The organism is Streptomyces sp. NBC_00224, assembly GCF_041435195.1.
Lineage (GTDB): Bacteria > Actinomycetota > Actinomycetes > Streptomycetales > Streptomycetaceae > Streptomyces.
Map to the genome: position 1 here is coordinate 362,310 of NZ_CP108106.1, position 23,577 is coordinate 385,886.

22 protein-coding genes and 4 pseudogenes are annotated in these 23,577 nt (G+C 68.7%); 11 read left to right on the plus strand and 15 right to left on the minus strand.

Features of this window, described 5'->3' with window-relative positions; all coding sequences use genetic code 11:
* Nucleotides 1–74 precede the first annotated feature (74 nt).
* Nucleotides 75–257: a hypothetical protein gene (locus OG965_RS01750; RefSeq protein WP_371648343.1), complete on the minus strand. Its 183-nt coding sequence runs from the start codon at nt 255–257 to the stop codon at nt 75–77.
* Nucleotides 258–623: 366 nt separating this feature from the next.
* On the opposite strand from OG965_RS01750, the gene OG965_RS01755 reads away from it, so the two are divergent.
* The 3 genes from OG965_RS01755 to OG965_RS01765 all read left to right on the plus strand — a co-directional run bounded on the left by OG965_RS01755 (nt 624) and on the right by OG965_RS01765 (nt 6,341).
* Nucleotides 624–1,136, plus strand: coding sequence for an RICIN domain-containing protein (locus tag OG965_RS01755; RefSeq protein ID WP_329394592.1), 513 nt, complete (start codon nt 624–626; stop codon nt 1,134–1,136).
* 663 nt (nt 1,137–1,799) lie between these two features.
* Nucleotides 1,800–6,056 (plus strand): hypothetical protein, encoded by a 4,257-nt coding sequence (locus tag OG965_RS01760; protein WP_371648345.1) that lies wholly within the window; start codon nt 1,800–1,802, stop codon nt 6,054–6,056.
* 96 nt (nt 6,057–6,152) lie between these two features.
* Complete coding sequence (locus OG965_RS01765; RefSeq protein ID WP_371648347.1) at nt 6,153–6,341, plus strand: hypothetical protein; 189 nt, start codon at nt 6,153–6,155, stop codon at nt 6,339–6,341.
* A gap of 321 nt (nt 6,342–6,662) precedes the next feature.
* Here the strand turns inward: OG965_RS01765 and OG965_RS01770 are convergent, their stop codons facing one another.
* From OG965_RS01770 to OG965_RS01805, 8 genes and pseudogenes are all read right to left on the minus strand, one after another.
* On the minus strand, nt 6,663–7,787 hold the full coding sequence (locus OG965_RS01770) for a helix-turn-helix domain-containing protein (protein ID WP_371648348.1): 1,125 nt from the start codon (nt 7,785–7,787) through the stop codon (nt 6,663–6,665).
* Nucleotides 7,788–8,091: 304 nt separating this feature from the next.
* Nucleotides 8,092–8,340, minus strand: a complete 249-nt coding sequence (locus OG965_RS01775) for a hypothetical protein (protein ID WP_371648350.1) — start codon at nt 8,338–8,340, stop codon at nt 8,092–8,094.
* A 570-nt stretch (nt 8,341–8,910) separates the two neighbouring features.
* A complete protein-coding gene (locus OG965_RS01780; protein ID WP_371648352.1) occupies nt 8,911–9,315 on the minus strand; it encodes a peptidase inhibitor family I36 protein in 405 nt (134 codons plus the stop codon).
* 545 nt (nt 9,316–9,860) lie between these two features.
* Nucleotides 9,861–10,106: a hypothetical protein gene (locus OG965_RS01785; RefSeq protein ID WP_371648353.1), complete on the minus strand. Its 246-nt coding sequence runs from the start codon at nt 10,104–10,106 to the stop codon at nt 9,861–9,863.
* A gap of 131 nt (nt 10,107–10,237) precedes the next feature.
* On the minus strand, nt 10,238–11,017 hold the full coding sequence (locus OG965_RS01790) for a hypothetical protein (RefSeq protein ID WP_371648355.1): 780 nt from the start codon (nt 11,015–11,017) through the stop codon (nt 10,238–10,240).
* A gap of 134 nt (nt 11,018–11,151) precedes the next feature.
* Nucleotides 11,152–11,544 (minus strand): hypothetical protein, encoded by a 393-nt coding sequence (locus OG965_RS01795; protein ID WP_371648357.1) that lies wholly within the window; start codon nt 11,542–11,544, stop codon nt 11,152–11,154.
* Between the two features lie 261 nt (nt 11,545–11,805).
* Entirely contained in the window at nt 11,806–12,123 is a 318-nt protein-coding gene (locus OG965_RS01800; RefSeq protein WP_371648359.1) for a hypothetical protein, read from the minus strand.
* A gap of 466 nt (nt 12,124–12,589) precedes the next feature.
* A pseudogene (locus OG965_RS01805) lies at nt 12,590–12,757 on the minus strand (RacO protein); the annotation flags it as partial.
* Nucleotides 12,758–13,274: 517 nt separating this feature from the next.
* Between OG965_RS01805 and OG965_RS01810 the strand changes: the two are divergent.
* Nucleotides 13,275–13,622, plus strand: a complete 348-nt coding sequence (locus OG965_RS01810; RefSeq protein WP_371648361.1) for an ASCH domain-containing protein — start codon at nt 13,275–13,277, stop codon at nt 13,620–13,622.
* Between the two features lie 42 nt (nt 13,623–13,664).
* On the opposite strand, the pseudogene OG965_RS01815 reads toward OG965_RS01810, so the two are convergent.
* A pseudogene (locus OG965_RS01815) lies at nt 13,665–13,826 on the minus strand (IS630 family transposase); the annotation flags it as partial.
* Between the two features lie 246 nt (nt 13,827–14,072).
* On the opposite strand from OG965_RS01815, the pseudogene OG965_RS01820 reads away from it, so the two are divergent.
* Both OG965_RS01820 and OG965_RS01825 read left to right on the plus strand, forming a co-directional pair.
* Nucleotides 14,073–14,414 (plus strand): annotated as a pseudogene (locus OG965_RS01820) (winged helix-turn-helix domain-containing protein); the annotation flags it as partial.
* A gap of 130 nt (nt 14,415–14,544) precedes the next feature.
* Nucleotides 14,545–15,072 (plus strand): transposase, encoded by a 528-nt coding sequence (locus tag OG965_RS01825; protein ID WP_371648362.1) that lies wholly within the window; start codon nt 14,545–14,547, stop codon nt 15,070–15,072.
* A gap of 118 nt (nt 15,073–15,190) precedes the next feature.
* Here the strand turns inward: OG965_RS01825 and OG965_RS01830 are convergent, their stop codons facing one another.
* On the minus strand, nt 15,191–15,715 hold the full coding sequence (locus OG965_RS01830) for an AAA family ATPase (protein ID WP_371648364.1): 525 nt from the start codon (nt 15,713–15,715) through the stop codon (nt 15,191–15,193).
* Between the two features lie 91 nt (nt 15,716–15,806).
* Here OG965_RS01830 and OG965_RS01835 point away from each other — a divergent pair, with 91 nt between their 5' ends.
* From OG965_RS01835 to OG965_RS01845, 3 genes are all read left to right on the plus strand, one after another.
* Nucleotides 15,807–15,929, plus strand: coding sequence for a hypothetical protein (locus OG965_RS01835; protein ID WP_371648366.1), 123 nt, complete (start codon nt 15,807–15,809; stop codon nt 15,927–15,929).
* A 339-nt stretch (nt 15,930–16,268) separates the two neighbouring features.
* On the plus strand, nt 16,269–17,324 hold the full coding sequence (locus OG965_RS01840; protein WP_371648368.1) for a hypothetical protein: 1,056 nt from the start codon (nt 16,269–16,271) through the stop codon (nt 17,322–17,324).
* Between the two features lie 209 nt (nt 17,325–17,533).
* Nucleotides 17,534–17,755: a helix-turn-helix domain-containing protein gene (locus OG965_RS01845; protein ID WP_371648370.1), complete on the plus strand. Its 222-nt coding sequence runs from the start codon at nt 17,534–17,536 to the stop codon at nt 17,753–17,755.
* A gap of 124 nt (nt 17,756–17,879) precedes the next feature.
* Here OG965_RS01845 and OG965_RS01850 read toward each other — a convergent pair whose 3' ends face one another.
* Both OG965_RS01850 and OG965_RS01855 read right to left on the minus strand, forming a co-directional pair.
* Entirely contained in the window at nt 17,880–20,762 is a 2,883-nt protein-coding gene (locus OG965_RS01850) for an OmpL47-type beta-barrel domain-containing protein (RefSeq protein ID WP_371648372.1), read from the minus strand.
* Between the two features lie 627 nt (nt 20,763–21,389).
* A pseudogene (locus tag OG965_RS01855) lies at nt 21,390–21,590 on the minus strand (Lrp/AsnC ligand binding domain-containing protein); the annotation flags it as partial.
* A 39-nt stretch (nt 21,591–21,629) separates the two neighbouring features.
* On the opposite strand from OG965_RS01855, the gene OG965_RS01860 reads away from it, so the two are divergent.
* Together OG965_RS01860 and OG965_RS01865 are read left to right on the plus strand one after the other, a co-directional pair.
* Nucleotides 21,630–22,061: a barstar family protein gene (locus OG965_RS01860; protein WP_371648374.1), complete on the plus strand. Its 432-nt coding sequence runs from the start codon at nt 21,630–21,632 to the stop codon at nt 22,059–22,061.
* 170 nt (nt 22,062–22,231) lie between these two features.
* Entirely contained in the window at nt 22,232–22,402 is a 171-nt protein-coding gene (locus tag OG965_RS01865; RefSeq protein ID WP_371648376.1) for a hypothetical protein, read from the plus strand.
* On the opposite strand, the gene OG965_RS01870 is transcribed toward OG965_RS01865, so the two are convergent.
* Both OG965_RS01870 and OG965_RS01875 read right to left on the minus strand, forming a co-directional pair.
* A complete protein-coding gene (locus OG965_RS01870; protein ID WP_371648378.1) occupies nt 22,397–22,921 on the minus strand; it encodes an SMI1/KNR4 family protein in 525 nt (174 codons plus the stop codon). The two genes, OG965_RS01865 and OG965_RS01870, sit on opposite strands and share 6 nt — an antisense overlap.
* 189 nt (nt 22,922–23,110) lie before the next feature.
* Entirely contained in the window at nt 23,111–23,440 is a 330-nt protein-coding gene (locus tag OG965_RS01875) for a hypothetical protein (RefSeq protein WP_371648380.1), read from the minus strand.
* Nucleotides 23,441–23,577: the final 137 nt, after the last annotated feature.

A 23,577-nucleotide genomic window follows, 5' to 3' on the forward strand; every position in this document is an offset into this window, starting at 1 on the left:
AGCACTGCCCGCTGCGCACGGCTCGCCGGCATCAAGCAGTGCGGGCGCGGCGGTGAGAGTCACGAACAGGGCGTTCACCTGCTCCAGAATGCTCGACCGGGCGCCCGGCGGGCAGGCCCAGCGTCCGGCTTTGTGACGTCCTCCACGTCAAGCTGGAGGAGGTCCTCCCATAGGCCGTCCAACTCCCAGAGCAGTGACTCGACGTCTTGGCCGGGCTGCTCGAACCCCTGGACCTCTATGCGCAGCTGTCCGATCATGGGTGCCCCTCATTTCTCAGTTCGGCACTGCCCGGCCGCTTCCGCCCCATGGCCGCAACTCGACATCAGAGACCCCAGGCACTCCGCGCGCGCCCGCACAGAGTGCCCCGAGCAACTGCTGGATCCGCTGATGCCGTGCGGCCGCTACCACGCCATCAACTACACCGCCCGCGCCACCAGGCTCCCCCCCCTCGAACCGGGCGCGCCGCGATTCTCCGACTTCGCCGCCCCGGGCAGCGACGACATGTGGAGGGGTGCTGCGTGGATTGTGGAGAAACTCTGCACGCCTCGCACATCCCAGCCCGCCGGGCGTGGCTAGATTCACCGGTGTTGCAGACGGCATATCTCCCTGATGAAAGGCGTGTCATGCGCAAGCCAATGGCGTTTCTGTCGGCGGTCTTCCTGGCGGTGGGCTTCCATGCGGCCATGGCCCCGCAGGCCTCGGCGGCCGGCCCCAACTGGGGAGAGCTCATCACCCCGGTCGGCCCCGGCACCTGGTACCCCGCAAAGTGCGCCACTCCCAAGGGCAACAGCACGGCCAACGGGACCATCATCACCCTGTGGACCTGTACAGGGGACGAGCTCCAGAAGTGGGACCACGACGGCTACCAGATGGTTCACAAGGCGAGCGGGAAGTGCCTGACCCCGCAGGGCGACGGGTACAACGTCAACGGCGCGGTGCTCACCCTGTGGCCGTGCGACGACAGCGGCAACAACCGCAGCCAGCAGTTCTGGTCGAGCGACTGGTCCATCAAGACCAACTACTCGGACAAGTGCCTCACCAACAAGGGCGGTTCGTCCGGCAACGGCACCTACCTCACCCTGTGGACCTGCGCCTCGGACTTTCCGCCGGAGCAGCACTGGCAGATGCGGTACTGACGGGCGGCACCCCGGTGGACGGGGCCCCGGCCCGGTGGTCGGGGCTCAGCGGGCACGCGGGTTCAAGGACGGGCTGTCAGCCGGCAGGGCGTGATGCCGCAACGCACAGGTGCGGCAGGGGAAATCGCCCGCTGTCCGGCTGCTGTGGGCTGCGGGACAGCAGCGCTGGCCAGGTCCGCTCACGCGGCATGTGATGCCCTTTCGCGCGACCGGTCAGAGCAGGTAGACCCCCTGCTCGGCCGGTGCTCCTGGCTGCGACGGGCCTCATGACTTGCGGTATGGGCGGGGGTTTTCCAGCTCCGCCGAGACCGCGCATACCGGTGGCCGCCGCCCGCAGGTGTGCGGGGCGAGCCGTTCATCGAGATCTGTTGGCCGCACCGGATGTGCGGACCAGCTGAATACACGCCCGCACTGGCGGGGGCAGCCCTGTGAAGGCTTGGTCCCACCGGCCGGGTGAACCCGGCTGTGCCCGAGCAGGCACAGCCCCTGACCGACGAGATACGGGGGAGTTCTCTCTTGAGATCCATCCAACGGGCATCCGTGCCGGTAGCCGCGCTGGCTGCCTGTGCGGCCTTGACCGGGGGCTTACTCCAAGCCGTTCCTGCGGCCGCCGCGCCAACGCCCTCCACCGGGGGTGCCCCGCCACCCGCCACGTCCGGACGTGTGGACAGTCCGGACGAGACGCTGGGCAAGGGCTGGAAGACCTCCGAGGACCGCGCGGTGACCGGCGCGGCCGACGCCAAGGCCTTCAAGATACTTGTCGCCGACGAGGCAAAGGCGTACGAGTGGAAGACGGTCGCCGCGCTGGCGGAGCCGGGAGTGCCCGCCGACTCCTGGATCGGCAACCAGTGCGTCATGGACGACTCCCATGTAGCCGCTGTGTATGCCCCGCGCGCGTTCACGAACAAGCCCGACCTCATGCAGGGCGGCGCGTTCACAGCGATCGTGAACACCAGGACGGGTGAGGTGACGAAGCTGCCGTTCACCGCCACGCTCGCCTACTTCGACCCCACCTGCAACACCACCACGCACACGGCCGCCTTCACCCAGTACCGCGACATGAACGACATGGCGCAGGTGAAGACGCAGGTGATCACCGTGGACACGGCCGGCACCACGGTCGTGAAGACGGGGGAACTGCGCGGGCAGGTGTCGTCGGCGGCACCGGTGAAGGGCGGTGTCGTCGCCGGTCTGGGCCGCGATCTCGTCCAGATCGACGGCAAGGGGAAGATCCGCCGACTCGCCAGGGGCGACAGCATCCCCTTCGACATCCGCCCCATGACAGGGGACCGGATCGGCTTCGTGGACCGCAAGGACACGAAGACGGCGCAGGCGAAGGTGTACGGCGGCAGCGGTGAGCCGCTCACGGTCGCCACCGGGCCCCTGGGCGACCTGGAGCTGGTGCCCGGCGCGCAGGGCCGCGTCTTCCTCACCGGCCGTCCCCAGAACGTCAAGGTGGAAGGGAGCGGAGTCACCCGGCTCAACACGCCGGCCGACACCGACGTCTCCTCCCACGGTCGCCTCGCCGTCGCTCCCGTACTCACCCCCAGTGTCCGCGCCGGACTGACCCGGATCAAGGCGGCCGGAAAGGACTTCGACAGGCCGGCCGAGCCCGAGGCGGGTGTGCGTTCCCGCTCCGGGACGGCCCCCGAGACGTCGGACGACGACACCGCGATGACGGTCACGTCGACCGTCACGGCGACGGGCAAGGAGGTGCGGCAGCAGGTCGCCCCGACGCGGCAGAGCCCCATCGAGGGTCTCTCCCCCGCCCTGACCGGTGACGCCAAGCCGCGTACGCTGCCCCGTGCGGCCGCAGCCGCGCCCGACTCCCACGACCCCCGTGACACCGACCGCTGGTGCTCCGTCTCCCGCAACGACATGAGTGTGCAGGCGCTGCAGCCTACGTCCAACCAGGTCGAGTGGGCGGTGGACATGGCCGTACGCGGCGAGCTGCGCAGCAACTGGATCCGTCAGGGCGACTACCGCGGCCAGGCCGGGCTCCTGACGACCGACCCCCAGGGCCTCTTCCCCCGCCCGGAGCTGAAGGGAGGCGGCCGGATCCCCGCCAACGTGCTGCTCGGCATCCTGGCACAGGAGTCCAACCTGTGGCAGGCCGAATCCGGCGCGGTCCCCGGCCAGATGGGCAGCCCGCTGGCGGCCGTGGACGGCTACTACGGCCACAGCGCGAAGGACACCCTGCTCGGCTACTGGCGCATCAACTGGGACAAGTCCGACTGCGGTTACGGCGTCGGCCAGGTCACCGACGGCATGCGCCTGAAGGGGCACGAGAAGACCGGCGAAACCAGCCTTGAGCCGGCGCTGCAGAAGGCGATCGCCGTCGACTACGCCACCAACATCGCCGCCTCCATGAAGATCCTCACCGACAAGTGGAACGAGGTGCACGCCGACGGGCAGAAGATCACGGTCAACAACGACGATCCCTCCCGCGTGGAGAACTGGTTCACGGCGGCCTGGAACTACAATCTCGGCTTCAACCCCAAGTCGGCGGCCGGACAGAACGGCGGCAGCTGGGGCCTGGGCTGGTACAACAACCCCGCCAACCCCATGTACAAGAAGGGTGCCTGGGACCACCCGTTCATGGATGTGAGCCTCAACACGAACAACATCCGTGACGCGGCGACCCCGCAGTACTGGCCGTACGAGATGAAGGTGATGGGCTGGTCCGCCTGGTCCATCGACTCCGGCTTCTCCTACGGCACGGACGGCCGCCAGGACTGGAAGGGCGAATCGGGGTTCAACTCCGCCGGCTTCAACCCCGCCTGGTGGACCACCGTTGCCGACCGCTCCCGCGTCAGCCCGCCGATCAGCACCTTCTGCAACACGAAGAACAACTGCAACCCCGCCAGCCCGGTCGACTGCCCGGACGAGGCCTGCTACCGCCAGTTCTGGTGGAACCAGGAGAACGCGACCTGGAAGCCCGACTGTGCGCAGACGTGCGGGCACGAGAACATCAAGTACCAGACCCTGCGCGCCGAGCCCGGCCGGGGCTACCGGCTGAAGAACGGCAGTCCGGTGTGCGCCGGCGCCCCGGCGGGCTCCGACGTCGTCACCTCCATCCCCACCGGCACACCGACGTGGTCGGCCTGCGGGGCGGCGGCGTCGACGGGCAGCTTCCAGTTCACCTTCCATCCCGACTGGGACCAGCACTACGAGGCGAAGGCCGATCTGCATTCGATCGGCGGCGGCCACGGCGGCCACTTCTGGTACACCCACACCCGTGACGAGAACCACCTCGGCGGCGACGGCAACCGGATGACGATCGGAGGCGAGTGGACGGCGGGCAAGACGTACGACCTCGCAGCCGTCTACGCCTACATCCCCGACACCGGAGCGCAGACCAAGGACGCGAAGTACGTCATCAGCGGCGCTGTCGGCGGCCCGTACGAGCGGTACGTCGACCAGGACGCGAACAACGGCCAGTGGGTACCGCTGGGCGCCTACAAGTTCACCTCCACGCCGAAGGTGACACTGACCAACTACTCGAAGGGCGCCACCGCCGACCGCGACATCGCCTGGAACTCCGTCGCCTTCAAGCCGATCAAGGGCAGGTTCGTCCAACGCTCCCTGACCGCGGCCGCGATCTTCGACCCGAACCAGGAGCTCAACTCCAACTGGCCGGTGTCGACGGAGATCAACTCGCCCGTGCGGTCCATGAAGTCCCTCTACGACTGGGGACTGGGCCTGGCCGACAAGGGGCCGCTGTGGAACAACCCGGAGGGAGCCGACGCCCACGGCCTGTCCTCCGAGGCGCGCTGCCCGACGGCGAAGGCCGTCGGCGAGTGCACGGGGCAGCAGACGTGGGACGCGGCCGATCAGTGGGCCAAGGACATCAGGGAAGGCGGATCGGCTCCGCGCACCGACGGATCCGCCCCCGCGATGTCGATCCCCGTATGGATGGCCATGTCCAACCTGCGTCCCGACGTGTCCAAGCCCGCCTCCGAGGCGTACCGGGACCCGAACAGCTACAAGATCAAGTCTGATGTGAACGTGACGTTCGTGGTCGGCGAGGACGGGAAGATCGTTGACGGCAGCGCCGCGTCGAACTACCGGGCCCGCGTCGGCAACGCCCACCTGCCCCACTTCGTCACCAAGATCATGAAGACGATCGAGGCGGACTACGGGATTCCGGCGCCGGACATCGACTACACCACGCAGGACGCGCTGGAGTACGGCAACGTCCACACCTCCCACCCCTACACGGACGGGGACACTCCGGGCCAGGCGTACTTCCCGCACGTCCGCGGGGCACGCATCGACGACGCCAAGCAGTGCGTCGACTTCCGTGCCATCGGCGGCGGCGTGCACGGCTACCGCGCCATGATCGGCCACAAGTCGATCAACGACAACGTCAAGGCGTGGGTGGACAAGGTCAACGCGAGCCTGCAGGCCAACCACGCGGTGAAGCGGTTCGCCGGAGACGTCTACGCGATGTTCTTCAAGAACTCCGGATCCTGGAACAACAACATGGGCGGCTCCATGATCGGCAATGCGCCTCCGATCTGGCAGGACATCGCCGCGGCCTTCTGCGCCGACGGGTCCGTCAAGCCGATGCACCTGCAGAGGAACGGCGACGCGACTCCGTCCAACGGCATCGTCTTCCAGTCCTACATGCCCGACCTCTACCTGTACGTCGACGACCAGCTCACCGACAACCTCGGCCGCCCGTCGAACCACCGGATCAACGGCGGAGACTGGAGGAACTTCTCCAATTTCCCCGCCACCGCTCCCAACGGCAACGCCTATGCAACCTGCTCGGCGGCCACCCGCGGCAGCGGCGGCAACCCGTGGGGGGTCGACGCCCCAGCACCGATCATCGGTGACGGCCCGGGAAACCGGCCGAACAAGGTGGTCCACTGCGACGACCCGGCCAACGAGTTCACTGCCCCTCTCACCCGGTGACCGCGTCCGCCACCGCGTGATGTAATGCGAGGAGAAGGGGGGCGGCCATTACAAGCCACCCCCCTTCTCCTCGCGCACACCATCGGAGAACTCCTCATGGGCATCCTGTACGTCGCCTTCTTCGCCGCGATCCTCTACCTCGTGCCGGTGACCCTGCTGTGCCGGAGGATCGCGAACAGGACCACGGCGCGGACGGGCTGGGCCATGGCCTTCCTGCTGATCGCCCTCCCGGTCATCCTGCTGACGATCGGCGCGATGATCGATGCGGCAAGAGCTGCCACATGACTGACTCACCTTGCCAACCCGGGGGTCAATTCAACGGCTGATCCTGGTTGTCGAGGTTCAAGTTGCTGGTCGGGGTGAGCCGGCTCTCGAGGTGAGCGGCCACCCTCATCAGGCGTGCACCCCGGGCAGACGCCCGCGGACTCCTACCAGCTGATCGGCTACACCACGAAGAGGGGCACGATCGGCGGCATGCCACCTCCCCATCCGCCGCCCGAGCGGCCCGCGTCACGCAGCCCGGGCCACGTCCGCGGTCCCGGCCTTCCTCCGCCGCCGTGGCGGCACCGCACTCAACCCCCCTCGCGTGATGCGCTCACTGTGTCGTCACCTGGTTGGAGGGGCAGCCGGATCACGGTGATGCGGGTGCCGCTTGGAGCCGCCTCTTCGTTCCCGGCCCGGCCGGTCGCGGTCGACGTCAGGCGTGCAGGACTGCTGAACACCTGGTGCCGTACTCAAGGACCGGGCGGCTGCACGGTGTTCGCCGGGTGTGATCCCGTACGCGTTCCGGAACGCACGGCCGAAAGCGGTGGCGCTGGCGAAGCCCCAGCGCGCCGCGATGGCCTCGACGGTGCGGCGGCTCGACTCGGGGCAGGCCAGCTCGGCGTGGCAGCGGGCCAGTCGGCGTCGGCGGATCGTTTCGGCGACACTCACCGGCTGGTCGCGAAAGAGTGTGTAGAGGCCGCGCAGGGACATGTTGTGCCGGTCGGCGACAGCTTGGGGCGTCAGCTCGCGGTCGCCGAGGTTGTCGTCGATGAACTGGAGGACGCGCTGGAGCATCGCCTGGGCGTGCGCCTCGGCCGGTGTCTGAACCGGTGTCTCGTCCCGGGCCTGGGCCTCGATCCGTTGCGCCAGGCACGCGGTGGCAAGGTCGAGGGCGACTGAGCCCAGGCGGAGCAACTCCTCGGGTCCGCAGCGGGGGCCGTGGTGGTGCAAGGAGCGCAGGAAGTCGGCCAGGATCTTGGCCGTCCCTCCGTCGGCTCCCGCATGCACGGGGCCTGGCTGTGCGAGGATGCGATCCACCCTGTCGGACCGCAGGGGCAGGACCGTACGGGGGATCTGCAGCACGATCGCCTCGACCGCCCCGTAGTCGCTGAAGCAGATGTTCTCCATCGGGCGTGAGGTGTCCGCCAGGACGAGACCCCCCGCCACCACGGACGCATTGCGCAACCGGGCGATGTTGAAGGCACCTTGGGTGGCGAGGGCCAGTTGATACGACCCGGGATCGTCCCGCCGGACGGGGGTCGCCGCCCGGCGCGAGCACACCCGCGAGAACGCGACCGATGAAACCCTCACCGGGCCGAGGTTCAGCCCGGTGTGCCGGGCGTGGACGTCTGACGTGCGCTGGGTGCTGAGTGGTGCGGGCGTCAGCTCGCTCGGCACCATCTCACAGAACCAGCCTGACCCGTCGGCCGACACCATTGTGTCGGCAGTGACCGCGGACCGTCCCATGGCATCCCCCTTGCTGGCGGCGCGACACCAACCGGCTGGTCAACCGGCGGACGCGCAGCCACACTTCCACTCGAAGCAAAAAATCGACTGTCCGTCACCAACCCCGTTCCGGGGCTCGGCATTCCTTGTTGGAGCGGAGCGCGCCGCGGTGTCGTAGGGAGAGAGGAGTGGATGCCCGCGGTGCAGTGACGGGGCTGCTGCCGTCCTCCTTGTCGCGCCCGGCCCGGTGCAGTGCGGATACGGCTGCGGCGCGCGACCACGATTGGCGGTGGTGCCGCTGGGCCGACGACGCCGCGTCGGGCGATCAGGGGTTTGATGACGCTCCCGGCCCATCGACGCTGTCCACGAAGTCGGCGATGAGCGCGAGAGCGACCGTCATCGCGCGCGGTTCGCTCTCCGGCACCGGCCCGGCCCCGTCCCGCCAGGCCACCGGATCGCCGCCATTAAAGGACACCCGCACCGCCTGGGCCACCATCGGCAGGTCAGCCGACTCCACGAAGTCGCCGTCCCACTGGCCCAGCTCACCCATCAGCTGACCAGCCAGCGTAGCCACGCGGAGCACACGACAGAGGGGGGTGACGAAAGCAGACACAAAAGAAGCTCAACGCAGCGAAACGCACCCATCTCGCGTTCTGGCCCCCGGCAATCGACGGGGCGGCGACTTCGACTCGCAGAGACCGCGTCAGCGCGGCCTGCTCCCCGACGGGAGGAGCCACGGGTTGGCCGATGGATGCCCCCCCGGGGCAGACCCGCGTACTCCGGTCATGCGACCCTAACGTGCCGGGGCCCGGTGGACATGACCCGTGCACCCGCACGAGCCATGGTCGTGACGGAACTCCGGGCCCCAGCACACCCCACCGCGCCTCCTGATACTTCTCCACGCGGACGGCACCAGGGCCACCCCAGGCACCTATCCACCCCTGGAACATGTCCCGGCTCCCCCGAAAACCCCTCTTTGAACCTCGGCCGGGGGCCGCGTGACCGGCCAGGCAACGGCCTGAAAGCAAATCCCCACCCAGCGCAGTAAGCACACCGCCTGACAGGCAGGACCTCCATCATCGCCTTCGGTACCGGTAGGACCCGGAGCCGCCATGGGCGCGGATCTTGAAGTGGGCTGCGCGTCCTACCTCCCGGTCGGTGTGCCGCAGCGCGGGCCGCCCGGGCCGTCGAACTGCAATGAGCTGAAGAAGTCCCGGTAGGCAGGGAAGAAATTCCCCTTGCCGGTCGGGCCGGCCGACGTGACAGACGTGCACCCGCTGTAGTTCACGTCGGACCACAGGTAGATGGTCGAAGGGGTCCGGTTCCAGTCCGACTTGGCCCGGTCGTTCATGCCGAGCGCCGTGAGGTCCGGCGTGTTACCCCGCAGCTTGATCATGTCGCCGGTGCCGTCGAGACCCGAGAACATGCAGTAGTAGCCGTCAGGACACCTGTCATATCCGTCAGCCGCCTGGGCAGGGGAGACCGGCGCCATGCTCAACGCCGCCACGGCGGCGACCAGCCCGGCAAGAATCCGCTTGGTGTGGTTCATGCCCAGCTCAACGATTCCTCCCACCCCGGGTAATCGCACAGACGCCTTCAGTCAGCGCGGGCGCGCGACCATGACGCATGACACGAGAGGGCTCGATGCCCAAGGCGTAGTCGACAGTCGCGCGGGCACGGTAGACGTCGGCGTCCGAGACGGATTCGTCGTCCTCCACGTCGCTGGGCCACTGCGTGACTTCATTGGGATGCCAGCCCTCATGGCCCACCGGGATCTCCACGGACGGGCGCAGGACGCCAGTCGCTGGCGCTGGCCGGTCCGTCTGCATCGAGCATGGGCTTGTCCTTGCTCATCGGTCGTCTCTCTTCTTCTCGCCGGCCTCCGTGGCGTCCAGGTCGACACCCAGCGCGGTCGGTCGCCGAGTAACCGCCCACCCTGGCCGACTCCGTGACAAACGTCGGGAACTCCCTGTGGGCGCGGCCGTTGTGACCCTCGCGCGCACCAGCGCCCACCGGGCCGCAGGAGGTCTTCGAGCGGGGACCGCCGTGGGTACCTAGGTGTGCTCCCGGCGCGGCCCGGCACCGAGGTTGACGTCATCGCCCTGCCCGAACGCCGTATTCTGCCGTGGATCGCGCTGCGCCCGCGTAGCGCGTGAGCAGCGCGTGGCCGCCTTTGAGGATCCAGCGTTCGGGCTGGGCCTGGAACACCCGGGCGACCAGGCGGCCGAAGTAGCAGGAACTCAGCAGGTCGGCGACGCCCATCCCGCTCTGCCGGGACAGGAGATGGGCCTTGTGCTTGAACGCGCCATAGAAAGCCGTCGGGCTCGTGTACACGTCCATCTGGCTCCTCGAACAGCGGTGGTCGGCGGCCAGGGTTCAAACTTACGGGCGGTGACCGGGTATCCCGACAGCCGTGCCCACAAGGGCGGCGGGGTGCGACGGCGCTTCTGGGCTCTGATCGGGTCCGGACGTCAGTTGTCGTCCGCGCCGGGCGCCAGGTGCTGAAGGAGCTGCTGGCGCCACGGGGCCGGGAGGCGGGACAGGGCGGCGGCGACGTCCTCCACGCGCGCCTGGACCAGCAGCCGTCCCACCTGCTCGGCGCCCACACCTTCGCCCGCCTGGGCAGTGAGATGGTCGATCAGGTCGTGGCCCGTGGCCGCGTGGGGCAGCCCGTAGGCGTGGGTGAAGGGCTGGAGATGAGGGGCGAGGGTGTCGGGCCCGACCAGGTGGCGGCCGGCCGCGTCCGCGATCACCGCGCCGATGTGCGCGCCGTCGACTCCGGCATGCAGCAGGTCGGTGATGGTGCGCGTGGGTGTGGTGACGGGCAGTCCGTCCACGAGTGCGATGTGCCCGGGATCCAGGACCGGCCCGTCATACAGGCGCCGGCCCGGCGCCGCGCCGCCGGTCCCGGGGGGCACCAGCATCTCCACCACGGGTGCGGGCAGATCACCGAGCTGGTGCAGGCGGCAGGCGGAGGCGTGGGAGATGACCGCCCCCGGGCGGGCGGGCGGCAGCCTGCGCCAGGCGGGCGTCGGCGGATCCATCGCGAGCCAGGCGGCCTTGATGTCCCCGTGCCGCGGCACGGGCGCCCCCGCCAGCTGAAAGACCCCGTCGTCCACCGCCGTCAGCAGACCCGCCTGTACCAGCCCCGTCAGCCGGAACGTGCTGACGCCTTCGATGGCGGCCTGCGCCTGCGTCACCAGGCCCCACTGCCCAGCCGTCCAACTGCCCAGCCTCACCAACGCGTCCACGTGATCCACCCTCGCATCATCCCAGGAGGCCCCGGGTAAAGGAGAGCAGTGGCCAAAGCCGCCGAGGACGAAGCACTGGCCCTCCCTGCCTCGTCGAAAGCTGCCTAAACAGTCGCCGCATAGATCACGCTCCGTCAGACCGCGGGAGGTCGCACCCAGGGCGCGAGCCTTTCCCCGGCTGCCAGCTCGCGCCAGTATCGGAAAACGGAGCCCTGAACGATGTCGAGCTGTCCTGCAGCGATCAGGCACGAAGCCTGGTTTGTGCCGCCTGCGTCCGCTTCGAAGGCCAGGACGACAGGGGGTGTTTCCCCGACCTGGTCGACAACCAGCCGCATCTCGTCCGGCGTTGGTGCACGGAAGGCCGGATCCTGGAAGCTGGAAGGGCACCTGACCAGGACCGGGTCAGCGAAGACCAATTCCAAGTGGTGAGCGTAGGAAATGTCGTGCCCGGCGCCCAGGCACAGCCGGCCCGCGTTCCACTCCACCACGTCCCAGTCCCACCAGGACCCTTCGGGGAGCTGGATCACCTCGTGTCCCTGTTCATCTGAGGCCCTCCCTTGCGCTGCTAATCGAACAGTCAGCAAAGCTACACGTGCTCCCCAGTTCACCCCCTTGACGGCCTGGGGCCGTGAGGCGTCTGGCCCCGGCCGAAGGCAGCGGTCCCGCGATGGTCCTCCTACCTGCCGGGCTTCGGGCGAAATCCCCATCGGTACCTGCCCGGCCCCGCCACCCCGGGGCAGTTCGTCACCCGGCCGGTCAAAGACGACCACCGTCCCAGGCCGTAGGCCTCACCGGTGCCCGCCGCGGGCATCTCCCGGCGGGCGGACCAGGGCAGGCGGGTGAGCCGGGTCGGGGCGGAAGCCGAGCCGCAGGTAGGCGCGTTCCAGCTCGGGGGTGCGGGCGGCGGCCACCAGGCCGATGCCGTGGGTGTCGGCGTGCCGCAGCGCCACGCGCACGAGGCGGCCGGCGGAGACGGCATCGTTCTCGGCCGCGGCCAACTGCCCCACTTCCCACCACGTGCCGCCCGCCCTGCGGTGCGCGTGGCGGGCCCGCGTCACGGCCACCGAGCTGGAGACGCCGCGCAGCGTGCGGGCCATCTCCGCCATGAGAAGGACACCGAAGGTATGGCCACGCTGTTTCCGGCCAGCGCCACAGGCACCCCGCAGACCGCCGCCAGCAATGCGGCGGCGGCGCCCAGACCAAGCGCGAGCAGTGCGAGCACCAGGGCGGCGGCCATGCCGATTGCGGCCAGACGGCGCCGGGGACGGATGCGCGGGCCCTGGACGGCTGATCCGGAAAACAGAACATCATCGAGCGATTCAACCCCCATGCGCAGGGTGTCCCACAGGGGAACGTTCCTGCATGCCGCCCCTGACCTGGGCATTCACGGAACTGCGGTCTGAACCTCTTTCAAAGAGGCCACCCACGTTACGAGCCGGGCGGCGTGGGCAGCGTCTCACGCTCGTATGAAACAGCCCTCCGCCCACAGGGGCAGCCCGCTCTGGCAGCTACCACTCAGGTTGACCGAAGCTCACCCACGCAGAACGCGGTCCGGGTGCGCTGCCAGTGCGGCGCCGCACTCTGCCCGCCCCGCGGTCGCATCGGCTCGATCTCCAGGGCGCGGTCCCCGATCGTGAACTGCCCGCGTGTCTGCTGTTCGACCACGTCCCGCAGCTTGCTCACGATCTGCTCGTATCGGGACTGGCTCACGTTTCCGACGTCGGTGAGCTCCTCTGGCATGGCGTCTTCACCATCCAAGTTCGGTGCGCAGAAGGGCACTTCGGTCCGCAGGAGGCCGGGCTCTGCTTCCAATACGGAGAGGCAGAGCCTGTTACCCCAACCAGGCGTTGCTCGACGACATGAGCACGCGCTGTACCGGAAGCCTCAGGAGTCCAGAGCAAGTTGTGCAGGTACGACTGGGCTCCTGCCCCTTGCGACTCCGGACCCCCGCCCGTCTCAGACCTCGCGTTCGCGTAAGCATCCAATCGACGCTTTGCTCCGGCATCACCAACGCCCCGTTCAAGACCCGCGTCAAGATCGGCGGCGGCTGGAACACCTACAACACCCTCTTCTAGGCGCTGCACCGCTGTTTTGGGTCGTCCACCGCCACAGCGGCAGGGCGTGCCCGAGGGTGACGCCGCGCCTGCTTGCTGGTACGGCCCTCGCTGTGACCGGAAACGTTCGCCGGCCCGGGGCCCGGGGCATCCACCGGATTGTGTGACACGGAGGGTTTGCTCGTTCCGTTAGGGTGCGCCGAATGGACGACAGCACTTCATGGCAGCACTCAACGGCGACTCAGACCCTGTACTTCCATCCCGACTATCTCGATGCAGTACGCGCCGAACAGAAGACGACCACGGTACGTTTCCATGACCCGGTGGAGACGGGCCCGGTGAGCCTGGTGTTCGAGTTGGACGAGGAGGTAGCACTACCGGGTGTCGTCACGCAGGTCACCGCTAAGACGATTGCCCAGCTGAGCGAGTCGGACGCCCAAGCGGACGGTTTCCGTAGTCTCGCCGAGCTTCACGACAGACTGCGGTTTCACTACCCCCAGATCGAGGCGACCGACACCATCGCCATCGTGCACTTCCGATTGGCGAAATGAGTGAGTGACCTCAGGCATCGACTGCAGTGCATCCCTGCGTGATCACGCCGCTTCGGGACGTGGGCGAACCCAGCGCTGCTGACGTTCACCGCGGATGCGGGCACGCTCACGGCGCTGGGCGGCCAGTATGTCGAGCGGGCGGGCATTGCTGTTGCGCCAGCTCAGGTAAGCGTGCAGGACCCGGGTCTGGACGGTGTGGCCGGGCCCGCCCCCTGTTTCTGCCTGCAGGAGCCGACGGTGGGCGGCCCGAACTCGTCGAAGGCGAACGTGCGGTCCGGCGGTTCCCGGCAAACCTTCCCGGTCGCAGCCCTAGTAGTGCTTTGTTACTGACCTTTCCGTTGGGTTGTCGGGGGTGACGCTGACGGGGCTTCGCGCTATCTCAGTGGTATGAGGTATGCGCAAGGGGGTGGGCTCAGGCCCCATGAACAAGCCGCCCGGGAACGGATAAGGATGCTGGCGGCAAAGGGCTTTGAGCAGGGTGAGAAGAACTCCGTGATTGCGAAGGACCTTCGGGTGAGTGTCCGTTCGGTCGAGCGGTGGCGGCGGGCATGGAAGGAGAACAGTGCTGCTGGCCTGCGCTGTTCAGGACCGGCCAAGAGCCCGAAGGTGGGCTCCGAGGAGTTCGCCGCCGTGGAGCAAAGGCTGCTGCTCGGGACGGTGTTCCATGGGTGGCCCAATGAGCGGTGGACCCTGTCCCGGGTGCAGGTGCTCATCGCCGAGACGCTGGGTGTGTGCCTGTCCGTCCGTGGAGTGTGGGAGTTGCTGCGGCGTCACGGCTGGTCCTGTCAGCAGCCCGCGCGGCGGGCAGTGGAACGGAACGAGGCGGCCGTTGCGGGCTGGGTGAAGGAGACCTGGCCGTCGGCAAAGCCCCGCGGCGGCGCTCGGGGCCTGGCTCGTCTTCGAGGACGAAGCCGCTGTCACGATGACGTCGCACCATGGACGCACCTGGGCGCCGAAGGGAAGGACCCCTGTGATCAGGTTCAACGGCGCCTCCCGCGGCCGGGTGACCCTGGCCGCGCTCGCCTGCTACAAACCCGGCGAACGCAGCCGGCTCATCTTCCGGCCCCGGATCCAGGGCCACCACTTGGGCGCTCAACGAGGCTTCACCTGGCAGAACTACCGTGACCTGCTCGTGCGTGCCCATCTCCAACTCGGCGGCCCCATCGTCGTGACCTGGGACAATCTCAACGTCCACCGCAGCACCGGAATCCGCGACTACGCAGCCGATCACGACTGGCTGACCATCATCCAGCTGCCGTCATACGCACCGGACTTGAACCCTGTCGAAGGGATCTGGTCTCTTCTGCGGCGGGCCGTGACAGCGAACACCGTCTTCGCCAACCGAGACCACCTCGTCCAGGCCGTCCGCAGCGGCCTGCGACACATCCAGCACACACCAGCCCTGATCAACGGATGTCTGGATGGCACCGGTCTCTCCCCCGTGACCTGACACCGCCCGACAACCCAACGGAAAGGTCAGTAACAAAGCACTACTAGGGCCTGTCCGACGGATCATTTCGGGCAAGTGCAGGCACGCCCGACGCGGCGGAGCTGAAGGGCCGCAGCAGTCACGTGAACGACGGCCACCGGTCGGCGGCCCACTCCCGCCAGCCCACCCAGCCGGGTGGCGGGCCAACGACCCTGCGGCCCTCCAGCTCCGCCGCGTCGGGTTCCTCAAAATGCGCCCACCCGTGCAGGATGTCGGCCTCGGACATCGGCAACGTCTCTTCTGGGGTGGTCGCCCAGCGATGGGCGATACGGGCGCGTTGGGTCCTATCGTCCACCGGCAGGTAGACCATGCGGAAGCACGCATCCTCGGCCTCCACAAGCCAGCGGATCGCGGACCGTTCGTCCCGTGACCAACAGCCGAAGTCCACGACGACGTTGGTGCCCAGTTTGACCGCCTCCAAGGCGAGCCAGAGCATGCGGCCCTCCAGCACGTCGCGCTTGCCGTCCGCCTCCGCCTCGCCGAACAGGGGAATCATCCAGTCGTCGGGCGTCAGGCGCAGCGCACCGTGCTCCGCAGCGAGCTGCCGAGCCCGCGTGGTCTTTCCGGCCCCTGGCAGGCCGACCATCAGGAACAACGTGGTCACACCCAGATCATGGCAGGGAAGCCAATCAGACGACCACCGCTTTACCTGCCCGCCCGATCACGGGCTGAGCCACAGACGGATGGAGGCCAGCGTGCAGACCATCCAGGCCCGCAGCCCAGCCGTGCACCTCGTCAACCGTGACATCCCCACCCATGACTGGCGCAACGAGCGGCTCGCGGGCAGTCACGTCCACTGCGGCTGCAGTACTGCCTAATCAGCTGTCCGGAAGAAGTGGCGGGGCAGGGGGATCAGCCACCTGAGCCATCAAGGGCAACCGGCGTGAAACCATCCCTGCCCCACCCGCGCAGTCCCAGAGTCGCGAACTCGTGGGACGCACCCAAGAAGGTACGGCCGCGTGCTCAAGCTGTGGTTCCGGTCCCGGCAGAGAATGCAGACTCAGCCCGGCCCCGGCTGTCTCCTGGTCCTGCCCCCCCCGGAACCCGACTGGGTACGTCTGCCCCTCCTCCTGTCTCTGCGCTCCTCGACAGCGAGCGGCTTCCCGGGTGGGCTTGGCTGTAGGCAGACGTCAACGGCCTCAGCATCAGGAGCAGGTATGCCCGAGCGTGAACGCAAACCCGACAGCACACCCCGTACGCCTCACACCCCGCTGCGAGAGGCCACATCCGCACGTCTGCCAGAAACGGCCCTGGCCATGACCGCCCACAACGCGCCCAACTCCGTGACCCATCCGCCTGGCCCGGGGATGCACGTTCTGCAGCGCGCCGCCGGCAACGGCGCACTGGCCAAGGCGCTGGCCGCCCGCCGCTCCGCATCCACGCGTGGCGCGCCCACCCCGCCGACGGTCCAGCGGGCCGGGGCCGACAGCACGGACGCCGGTCCGTCGGACGCCGTCACCTACCGGCTCCAGATCCAGGTCAAGAAGCAGCGCCGGATGGTCGATCCCCAATACTGGGACGGTAACGATATCGGCCACGCCTGGGTGGTCCTCTACACCAAGACCGGTGGCTCCACCTCGTACAAGTCCTACGGCTTCTTCCCTTCCAGTCCCCTGGACGGGCGCCGCGAGGCACTCAGTACCGTGCCCGGCGTCGTGAAGAGGAACTGGGACCTGCCCGAAGGGGCCACCTCCGCGTTCGAGACGGACCTGACGCAGGAACAGGTCCTCAAGTTCAAGGAGTACATCGACCAGCACGAGAACGAGAAATACAGTCTCCTCCGCTACAACTGCGTCTCCTTCGCGCGCGGCGCCTTCAAGGCCGCCACCGGCAAGAGCGCTCCCGGCCTCGAACTCCCGTTGCTGGAGAACCCCAACCTTCTGCAGGACTTCATCAAGCGGACCAACGAGAAGCAGGGCAAGCCGAGGGCGGGCGAGCGGGTCGCGGACGCGTACGCCGGCGACCCCAGCCCCACCAGGTCCGAACGCGTGGCGCTGGAGGCCGCCAACGCTGCCGGCTCGGACTCCGGCGGGGAATGGGTCCCGGGTCACGAATCACCGGCCTCCGCCGCCAACAGCCCCGCCCTCCCGCCCCAGCAGCACACCCCCGGGCGGATGCTGCTCGAATCCGAAAGCGACTCCGACGAATCCGCCCGGGGCCGGCCGACCGCCCCTCCCACACAGCCCGCACAGAGGCGCTTCTCTCTGGACTGACTAATCGATTCAGAGACTCTGACCCGCAGCGTCGCCGCTCGCCTGGACGCCCGACACCAATGTCGCCCAGGTCCCCGCCGACGGCCGGGGCTTCCCTGCGCGGCCGAGAGGATCAGCTGAGGCCGCCTGCGGCGGCAGCAGTCGCCGGGGGGCGGGTTGGTCATCTCCATCAGGAAGTCCTGGTCAGCGGCGCCCGAGCAACGGACCTGATGCCGATCGCCGTCGACATCGACGTGATGCCGGACAAACGCAAGATGTCCGTGGGCGAACTCGCGGACCGCATAGGGATCACCCCCGCCAACCTGGCGGTACTCAAGAACGGCCGCGCCAAGGCGGTGCGCTTCGCGAGGCTCACCGCGCTCTGCGAGGTACTCGAATGCCAGCCGGGCGACCTGCTGCGCTGGGAGGCCGAGGACACCGCGGGCCGGTGACGCGTGGCCGCCGGTAGCCTACGTCCGCGACGTGTCGGAGAAGATTTCGAGGAAGGCCCGCCCCATCCGCACCCGACGGAGGGCGGCGACGCGGGCCCCATCTCCCCGGACCGCTCCTAAGCGGTCACAGGAGCAGCCGGATCACGGTGATGTGAATGCCGCTTCCGGCCGTCTCCTTGTTCCCGGCCCGGTCGGTCGCGGTGGACGTCACTTTGTACGTACCGATGCCGCGCGGTGGCGCCACCTTCCACGTACAGCTGTGCCGTGAGGCGTCCGTGCAGGTCACCGCCGCCTTCGCGGACTGCGTTTGCCCCAGCAGGGTCGGTGTGAACGTCACGGTCACCTCGTCGACACCGGCCGCGGCGTCGGTCGCGGTGCCCGTCACGAACTGGGTGTCCGGGGCGCCGATGTCGACGGCGATGAAGATCGTGCCGTCCGCCGTGGTGAACCTGGACGCCGCCGGTGTCTTGTCGACCCGTACGGTCAGTGTCCTGTCGGGCTCGGCGTTCCCGGCCTTGTCGGTCGCGTGGAAGGTGATGACGGTCTCGCCCTCCCGTGCGATCGTGAGCGCGGCCGAGTCCCCGGCGACGGTGGCCGGGGGCGTCGTCTGCGCGCCGGACGTGGAGTAGGTGATGCTCGCGACCCCGGAGCCCGGCACCGGGTCCGTGGCGTGCAGGGTCACGGTCCCGTCGGCGGCGATCCAGCCGTTCCCGTTGGCGGGCGGCACGAGGGCCGCCGTGGTGGCCGGCGCCTTCGTATCGATCTTGAAGGCCTTGCCCCGGATCTCCTCCAGGTTCCCCTTCTTGTCCTTGGACCGGTACGAGAAGGTGTAGTCGCCGTCCGGCAGTGTGAACGGGCCGGTGTACGGCAGCCAGGTCTGGCCGTCGTAGCTGTACTCGGTACGGTCGATCCCCGAGCCGTTCGCGTCGTACGCCGTGAGCGTCGCGGTCACGGGCGACACCAGCCAGCCGTTCTGGCCCGGGGTGCCGCCGGTGGTGGTGAGCCGGGTCAGCGGCGGCTGGTTGAGGGTCGGGCAGATGTCCAGGCCCGGCAGGTTTCCGCCGCTCGCCGAGCAGAGCGCCTGGAACTGCGCGTGCAGCCGGGCGAGTCCGCGCGGATCGGGTGCGTGCGACACGGTCGGCACGCTCGTCGGGAAGGCAGGCGCGGTGCCGGTCACATAGGCGGTCGCCGTCGTCTCGTCGTCGACAGTCTTCGGTGGCCTGAGCTGCGCGAACATGTCCTTGGCCAGGGCCTGTTGGGCGGGCGTGAGCGCCTCGAACGCCTTGGAGATGCGCGCCTCCGGGTCGTTCTCCTCGCCGGGCTCCTCCGCGACGAGCCGCGGGCTCTGTGCGGCGGTGGCCTTGGGGGCCGGGGACGCGGTCGGGGCGGGTGCGAGACCCGTACCCGTCCAGTTCAAATGCAGCTCGCCGACCTCCCACGGCTTGTTCTCGCCGTTGGGCAGCGTGAAGGTGACCTGCACCCCGCCCTTGGAGTTGTGGACGGCGGGCGCGCTGCGGGTCCCGTGCGCCAGGAACTCGTTGTTGCCGACCAGCGAAGCCGTCGCGTTCGCGGGCACGCCGGGCGGGCGCGGCACGTCGACGGTGATCGAGTGCGCGTCCAGATAGTGCTGCTGGGAGCCGCACTCGCCCTCGTTGCCCGAGTTGCGGACCATGAACACCCAGGCGTCGTTCGCCGTGTTGATCGCGCCGGGCGCACTCTCGCGGATCGCGAGGGTGTGCACCGGGTGGATCTCGGCGCCGCCGGGCGCGTGCACCTGGTCGATGCCCATCAGGCCGGTGACCACGGCGTCGTGGTCCTTGACCATCCGGTCGATCCGGCCCCGGTCGTCGTCGTCGACGGCGTCGTGGAACTCGGCCCACCACGGCTGGTGGTCGAAGTGGTCGACCGTCTCGTCCGAGTCGAACTCCAGCTTCACCTCGTCCGGGTTGCCTGCGGTGGCCCCCGCGGGCCCGGTCCCCTTGAAGTCCCTGGGTTTCAGGGCCATGTTGTAGTCGTCGTCGCCGCCGATCCCGCCCGCGTGCTCGTCGAAGTCGATCGAGCCGGTGTAGGTGACGTCGAACCAGTTGCGGTGCCCGGTCGGCGGATCACCGCCGCAGAGCCCGAAGATCTCGAACAGGTCCCAGCCGATGCGGTCCTCGTCGGTGGTCTGCGAGGTGCAGGGCACGCCTGTGTAGCACTGCCTGACGTAGTTCCCCTCGTTGCCCACTGTCCCGCCGTTGGCCTGCCAGCCCCACACCGGGTCCCGGAACAGCAGGTTGCTGTCGTACCCGGTGGGCACGAGGTCGAACGGCTTGGGGTGCAGCGCCGGCATCGGTCCCGGCGTGCCGTGGTTGACGGAGAGGGTCAGCCAGGCCGAGCCGCCGTCGTGGTCGAGGGAGCACTGGTTGTCGTTGCCGTCGTCGTGGTTGTAGTAGCCGTTGTCGCCGTACTCGTCGTCCGTGTAGCCGACGATCAGGTCGAGGGGCTGGACGAAGTCGGCGGGGTCGCCCAGAGCCGCGATCTTGAGGGTGTGCTTCCCGAAGACGATGTCGCCGAGCGGGACGTGGGTGACCGGCTGCTCGGGCTTGTCGGCGTAGTACGCGCCGGGGATGGTGACCCAGCCCCAGTACAGGCCGGCCGGGTAGCCGCTGCCCGACCCGCGCGGGTCCAGGTACCGCTTCCAGGTCTCGCCGCTGCCGCCCGTCTGCACACAGCCGCCGGCGTCGATGGTGATCTCGTCGCCCGGCTGGAAGACGATCCGGTCGTACTCGTAGCTGGGACCGGCCACGAAGGGCTGGTCGATCCGCATGTGGGTGGCGTCGGTGGTGGTGAGGGTGCAGACGGCGTCGCGGTCGCTGGTCGACCCCGGCCCGCAGTTCGCCGTGTCCGCGGCGTGGGCCGCGCCGGTCGGGACGAGTGCGGCGAGCGGGACGAGCAGTGCGAGCGCGGCCACGCGGGCGAGGCGCCGCCGCACTCCGGGTAAGACGTCGGATCTGAGTCGCTTCAAGGGACCCTCCCTGTGACGGACAGGACGGGACACAGAGTCCATCCGCGCCCCACCCCGGGACAAGGGGTGGAGCGCGGATGTGACAACTGCTCCGCACAACCAATTCAGCCAGCCACTCTTCAACGCCAAGCCCGCCGTACCACGCGAAGGGGCGGCCCTGGCCTCCCCGTCAGCGGCCGCCCCGCCACCGCGAGGGCGCAGTAGGCCCTCAAGGCACCGCAAGCGCGCCAGGCATGGCCATCGCTGTGGTCCTGGATGGCGCCTGGGCCTCGTCGTCGAGCACGGCAGCGGGGGCCCAGCCCGAGCGGGTGCCCAGACCCTGGAGCCACAAGCGGCCCCCGGCGCCGGGAGACCCCAAAGGCGGTTCCCGCCGTCTCTGTTCCGCTCCTTCCTGCAGAACCTCACGGCCACGTGCTCAGCCGACGCGGGCCGGACGCTCTCCGAGACCGGCCCGGTGATGGGGCAGTCAGCTGGGTCGGGCAATGGGTCCTCGCCGATGGGTTGATACAGCTGCTCCCGACGGCGATGGTCTTCCCGGGCGCCTGGGCGGTCGCCGCTACTGGGCACCAGGTCGGGCCTTGGCGATGCAGTGGCGCCCACGCCACGTCAGCGCCTACCCGACGGTGTTCACCCGAGGCACCCCGGGCCGCACAACGGAAACGTCCGGCTGACGACGAGGTTGGTGGTGGTGCTGCCGAACTCGGCCAGCTCGTCGACGATCTCCTCCAGGTGGGCCATCGACGTGCCCGCCACCTTCATGACGTAGCAGTCGTCTCCGGTGGTGCGCAGGCACTCCAGGATCTCCGGGCGCTCCTCCAGCAGCGGGCGCGATGCAGACCGCAAGGACGCACCGGTACCGTTGTGATCATGGTGATTGACCCAGGTTTGCACGAGGTTGCCGGCGCGGACATTCCCCGGATACTCGACGAAGTCGCCCGCCAGGGCGTGCCCGCCTTTACACTCTCCACCGCCACCCGTACCGACCAGGAAGCCTTCTTCAAGGCAGTGCAGGCGGCACTTCCCCTGGACCCGCCGCTCGGAACCGTAGGCATGGTGTGGGAAGCCCTCGCGGATTCCCTGTGGGGCGGACTCCATGCGCTCAACGCTCCCCGTGTGGTCATCGTCTGGCCCGATGCCCACCCCGTCGCGGGCGCCCAGGGAGACTTCGAGATCGCACTGGACATCCTCCGTGAGATGGTCACCAGCCTCGCCGAAGCCCACTACACCGACGGACGGCCCACACACGTATCGGTCTACATCGCACCGGCCACTGGCAGCAGGCAGCCCCCCGGGGCGTAGCGGCCACAGATCGAAGAGTCCTTGCACACCCCCGCCGCCGGGGCAACATCCGCGCCTGCCCGCAGGGTCAGGCCGCCGCGGGCAATCCCGCCCGTATCTCCTGGACGACGCCCGCGGGCACGTCTGCGCCCGGCTCCACCTCGACGACGCGCACCACAGTCCTGGTCCGCATGCGGCACGACCAACGGAACCGGGACTCCATCGCCAGACGCACCACCGAGGGCATGTCCACCAAGGACATCATGCGGTGCCTCAAGAGGTTCGTCGCCCGCGAGGTCTACAGGCTCTTCAGGAGCACAGGCATCCTGAACACGGCGGGCTCGGGCGGAGCCGGATCATGATCCCGACCGGCTGCCGTCCGCGTCATCGAGCGACGCGGCCGCGGCCAGCCGCTCGACGAACGTCTGAAAGTCCGTCGCCAGCGGGAGCTCCGTGTCGGTGTCCACGTCGAACCACGTCACGGACGGCTCCCCGCGCTCTCCACATGTCTGGTAGTCGAGGGCGATCCAGCAGTGGCCATCACCAGAGAGCAGAACGAGAGGTGAAGGAAGACCCCATTCCTCAACCAGGTAACCCGAGTCCAGCAACGACGGCTGGCCGTCGTGACGGCCAATGCCCATCATGTCGTCGAGCGGAACATGGTTCTCGCTCCACGACGTCGGCACATCGGTCGGAAGCGCGTTCCACAGCTCCGCCACCAGGCCGCCGTTCTGGACCCGCAGGATCTCCAGCAACGAAGCCGGCAGACGGACACCCAGCTGGCGTTCGGCATCCTGAACGACCGCGCCGGTCAGCGGTGGCTGAACCCCGAACAGGCTCTCACCCCAGAACGTCGTCTTAACCTCATCAAACCGAGCCACGAACGCATCCTATGGACCTCACAGCCCGGCTTGACGATCTATAGAAGCTTCACCCCGCCCCCGGCGGCGATGGTCCTGGTGCAGGCGATGAGTGACCTCGGCACCGGCTTTGGTCGTCGTTGCCGTCGCTGATCCGGTGAGCGGGTGGCACACAGCGGCAGCTGGGCGAGCACAGCCCGTCTCCGTTGCCTAGATCCAGTTCCCCCACCCAAAGGTGCAGAGATACGACCGACGCCACGCATCAGCCCCCCGGATACCGCGCAGGTACATCACCGCAACCGCCACGAAGAACAGCACCGCGAAGCCTGCGGCAACCAGGCCCCCGGCGACGGGACCTGCGAAACAGCCCACCACCACGCCGGCCACCACCACAACGGCCACACCGCCATGCGCGGCGGGCATGTCGGCGCGGAAGACCTCCCTCAATGCCGTCCGCGTCGTCCGCATGTCGGACTTGTACCGCTCCCGCGCCGCATCCTGATCGGCGCCAGGCCCTTCCGGCCACTGCTGCACCGTCATCCCCCTTGAGTCAGTCAAAGGCTATCGGCGTGAGGCTCAGAACCCGCCTACGTGCCTCGGTCCGGATACGACCTGTACCTCAACCGACTCGATGACGGTCAGGGCGTCCTGGAGACGGACGCGGCTGCCGCCGACCG

Excerpts from the sequence above, each read along its gene's own strand:
- OG965_RS01750 (WP_371648343.1), bottom strand. The coding sequence starts at position 257 with ATGATCGGACAGCTGCGCATAGAGGTCCAGGGGTTCGAGCAGCCCGGC.
- OG965_RS01840 (WP_371648368.1), top strand. The coding sequence starts at position 16,269 with ATGCCCGAGCGTGAACGCAAACCCGACAGCACACCCCGTACGCCTCAC.
- OG965_RS01765 (WP_371648347.1), top strand. The coding sequence starts at position 6,153 with ATGGGCATCCTGTACGTCGCCTTCTTCGCCGCGATCCTCTACCTCGTG.
- OG965_RS01800 (WP_371648359.1), bottom strand. The coding sequence starts at position 12,123 with ATGGCGGAGATGGCCCGCACGCTGCGCGGCGTCTCCAGCTCGGTGGCC.
- OG965_RS01785 (WP_371648353.1), bottom strand. The coding sequence starts at position 10,106 with ATGGACGTGTACACGAGCCCGACGGCTTTCTATGGCGCGTTCAAGCAC.
- OG965_RS01860 (WP_371648374.1), top strand. The coding sequence starts at position 21,630 with ATGGTGATTGACCCAGGTTTGCACGAGGTTGCCGGCGCGGACATTCCC.
- OG965_RS01755 (WP_329394592.1), top strand. The coding sequence starts at position 624 with ATGCGCAAGCCAATGGCGTTTCTGTCGGCGGTCTTCCTGGCGGTGGGC.
- OG965_RS01875 (WP_371648380.1), bottom strand. The coding sequence starts at position 23,440 with ATGACGGTGCAGCAGTGGCCGGAAGGGCCTGGCGCCGATCAGGATGCG.
- OG965_RS01770 (WP_371648348.1), bottom strand. The coding sequence starts at position 7,787 with ATGGGACGGTCCGCGGTCACTGCCGACACAATGGTGTCGGCCGACGGG.
- OG965_RS01865 (WP_371648376.1), top strand. The coding sequence starts at position 22,232 with ATGCGGCACGACCAACGGAACCGGGACTCCATCGCCAGACGCACCACC.
- OG965_RS01825 (WP_371648362.1), top strand. The coding sequence starts at position 14,545 with ATGACGTCGCACCATGGACGCACCTGGGCGCCGAAGGGAAGGACCCCT.
- OG965_RS01810 (WP_371648361.1), top strand. The coding sequence starts at position 13,275 with ATGGACGACAGCACTTCATGGCAGCACTCAACGGCGACTCAGACCCTG.
- OG965_RS01845 (WP_371648370.1), top strand. The coding sequence starts at position 17,534 with ATGCCGATCGCCGTCGACATCGACGTGATGCCGGACAAACGCAAGATG.
- OG965_RS01780 (WP_371648352.1), bottom strand. The coding sequence starts at position 9,315 with ATGAACCACACCAAGCGGATTCTTGCCGGGCTGGTCGCCGCCGTGGCG.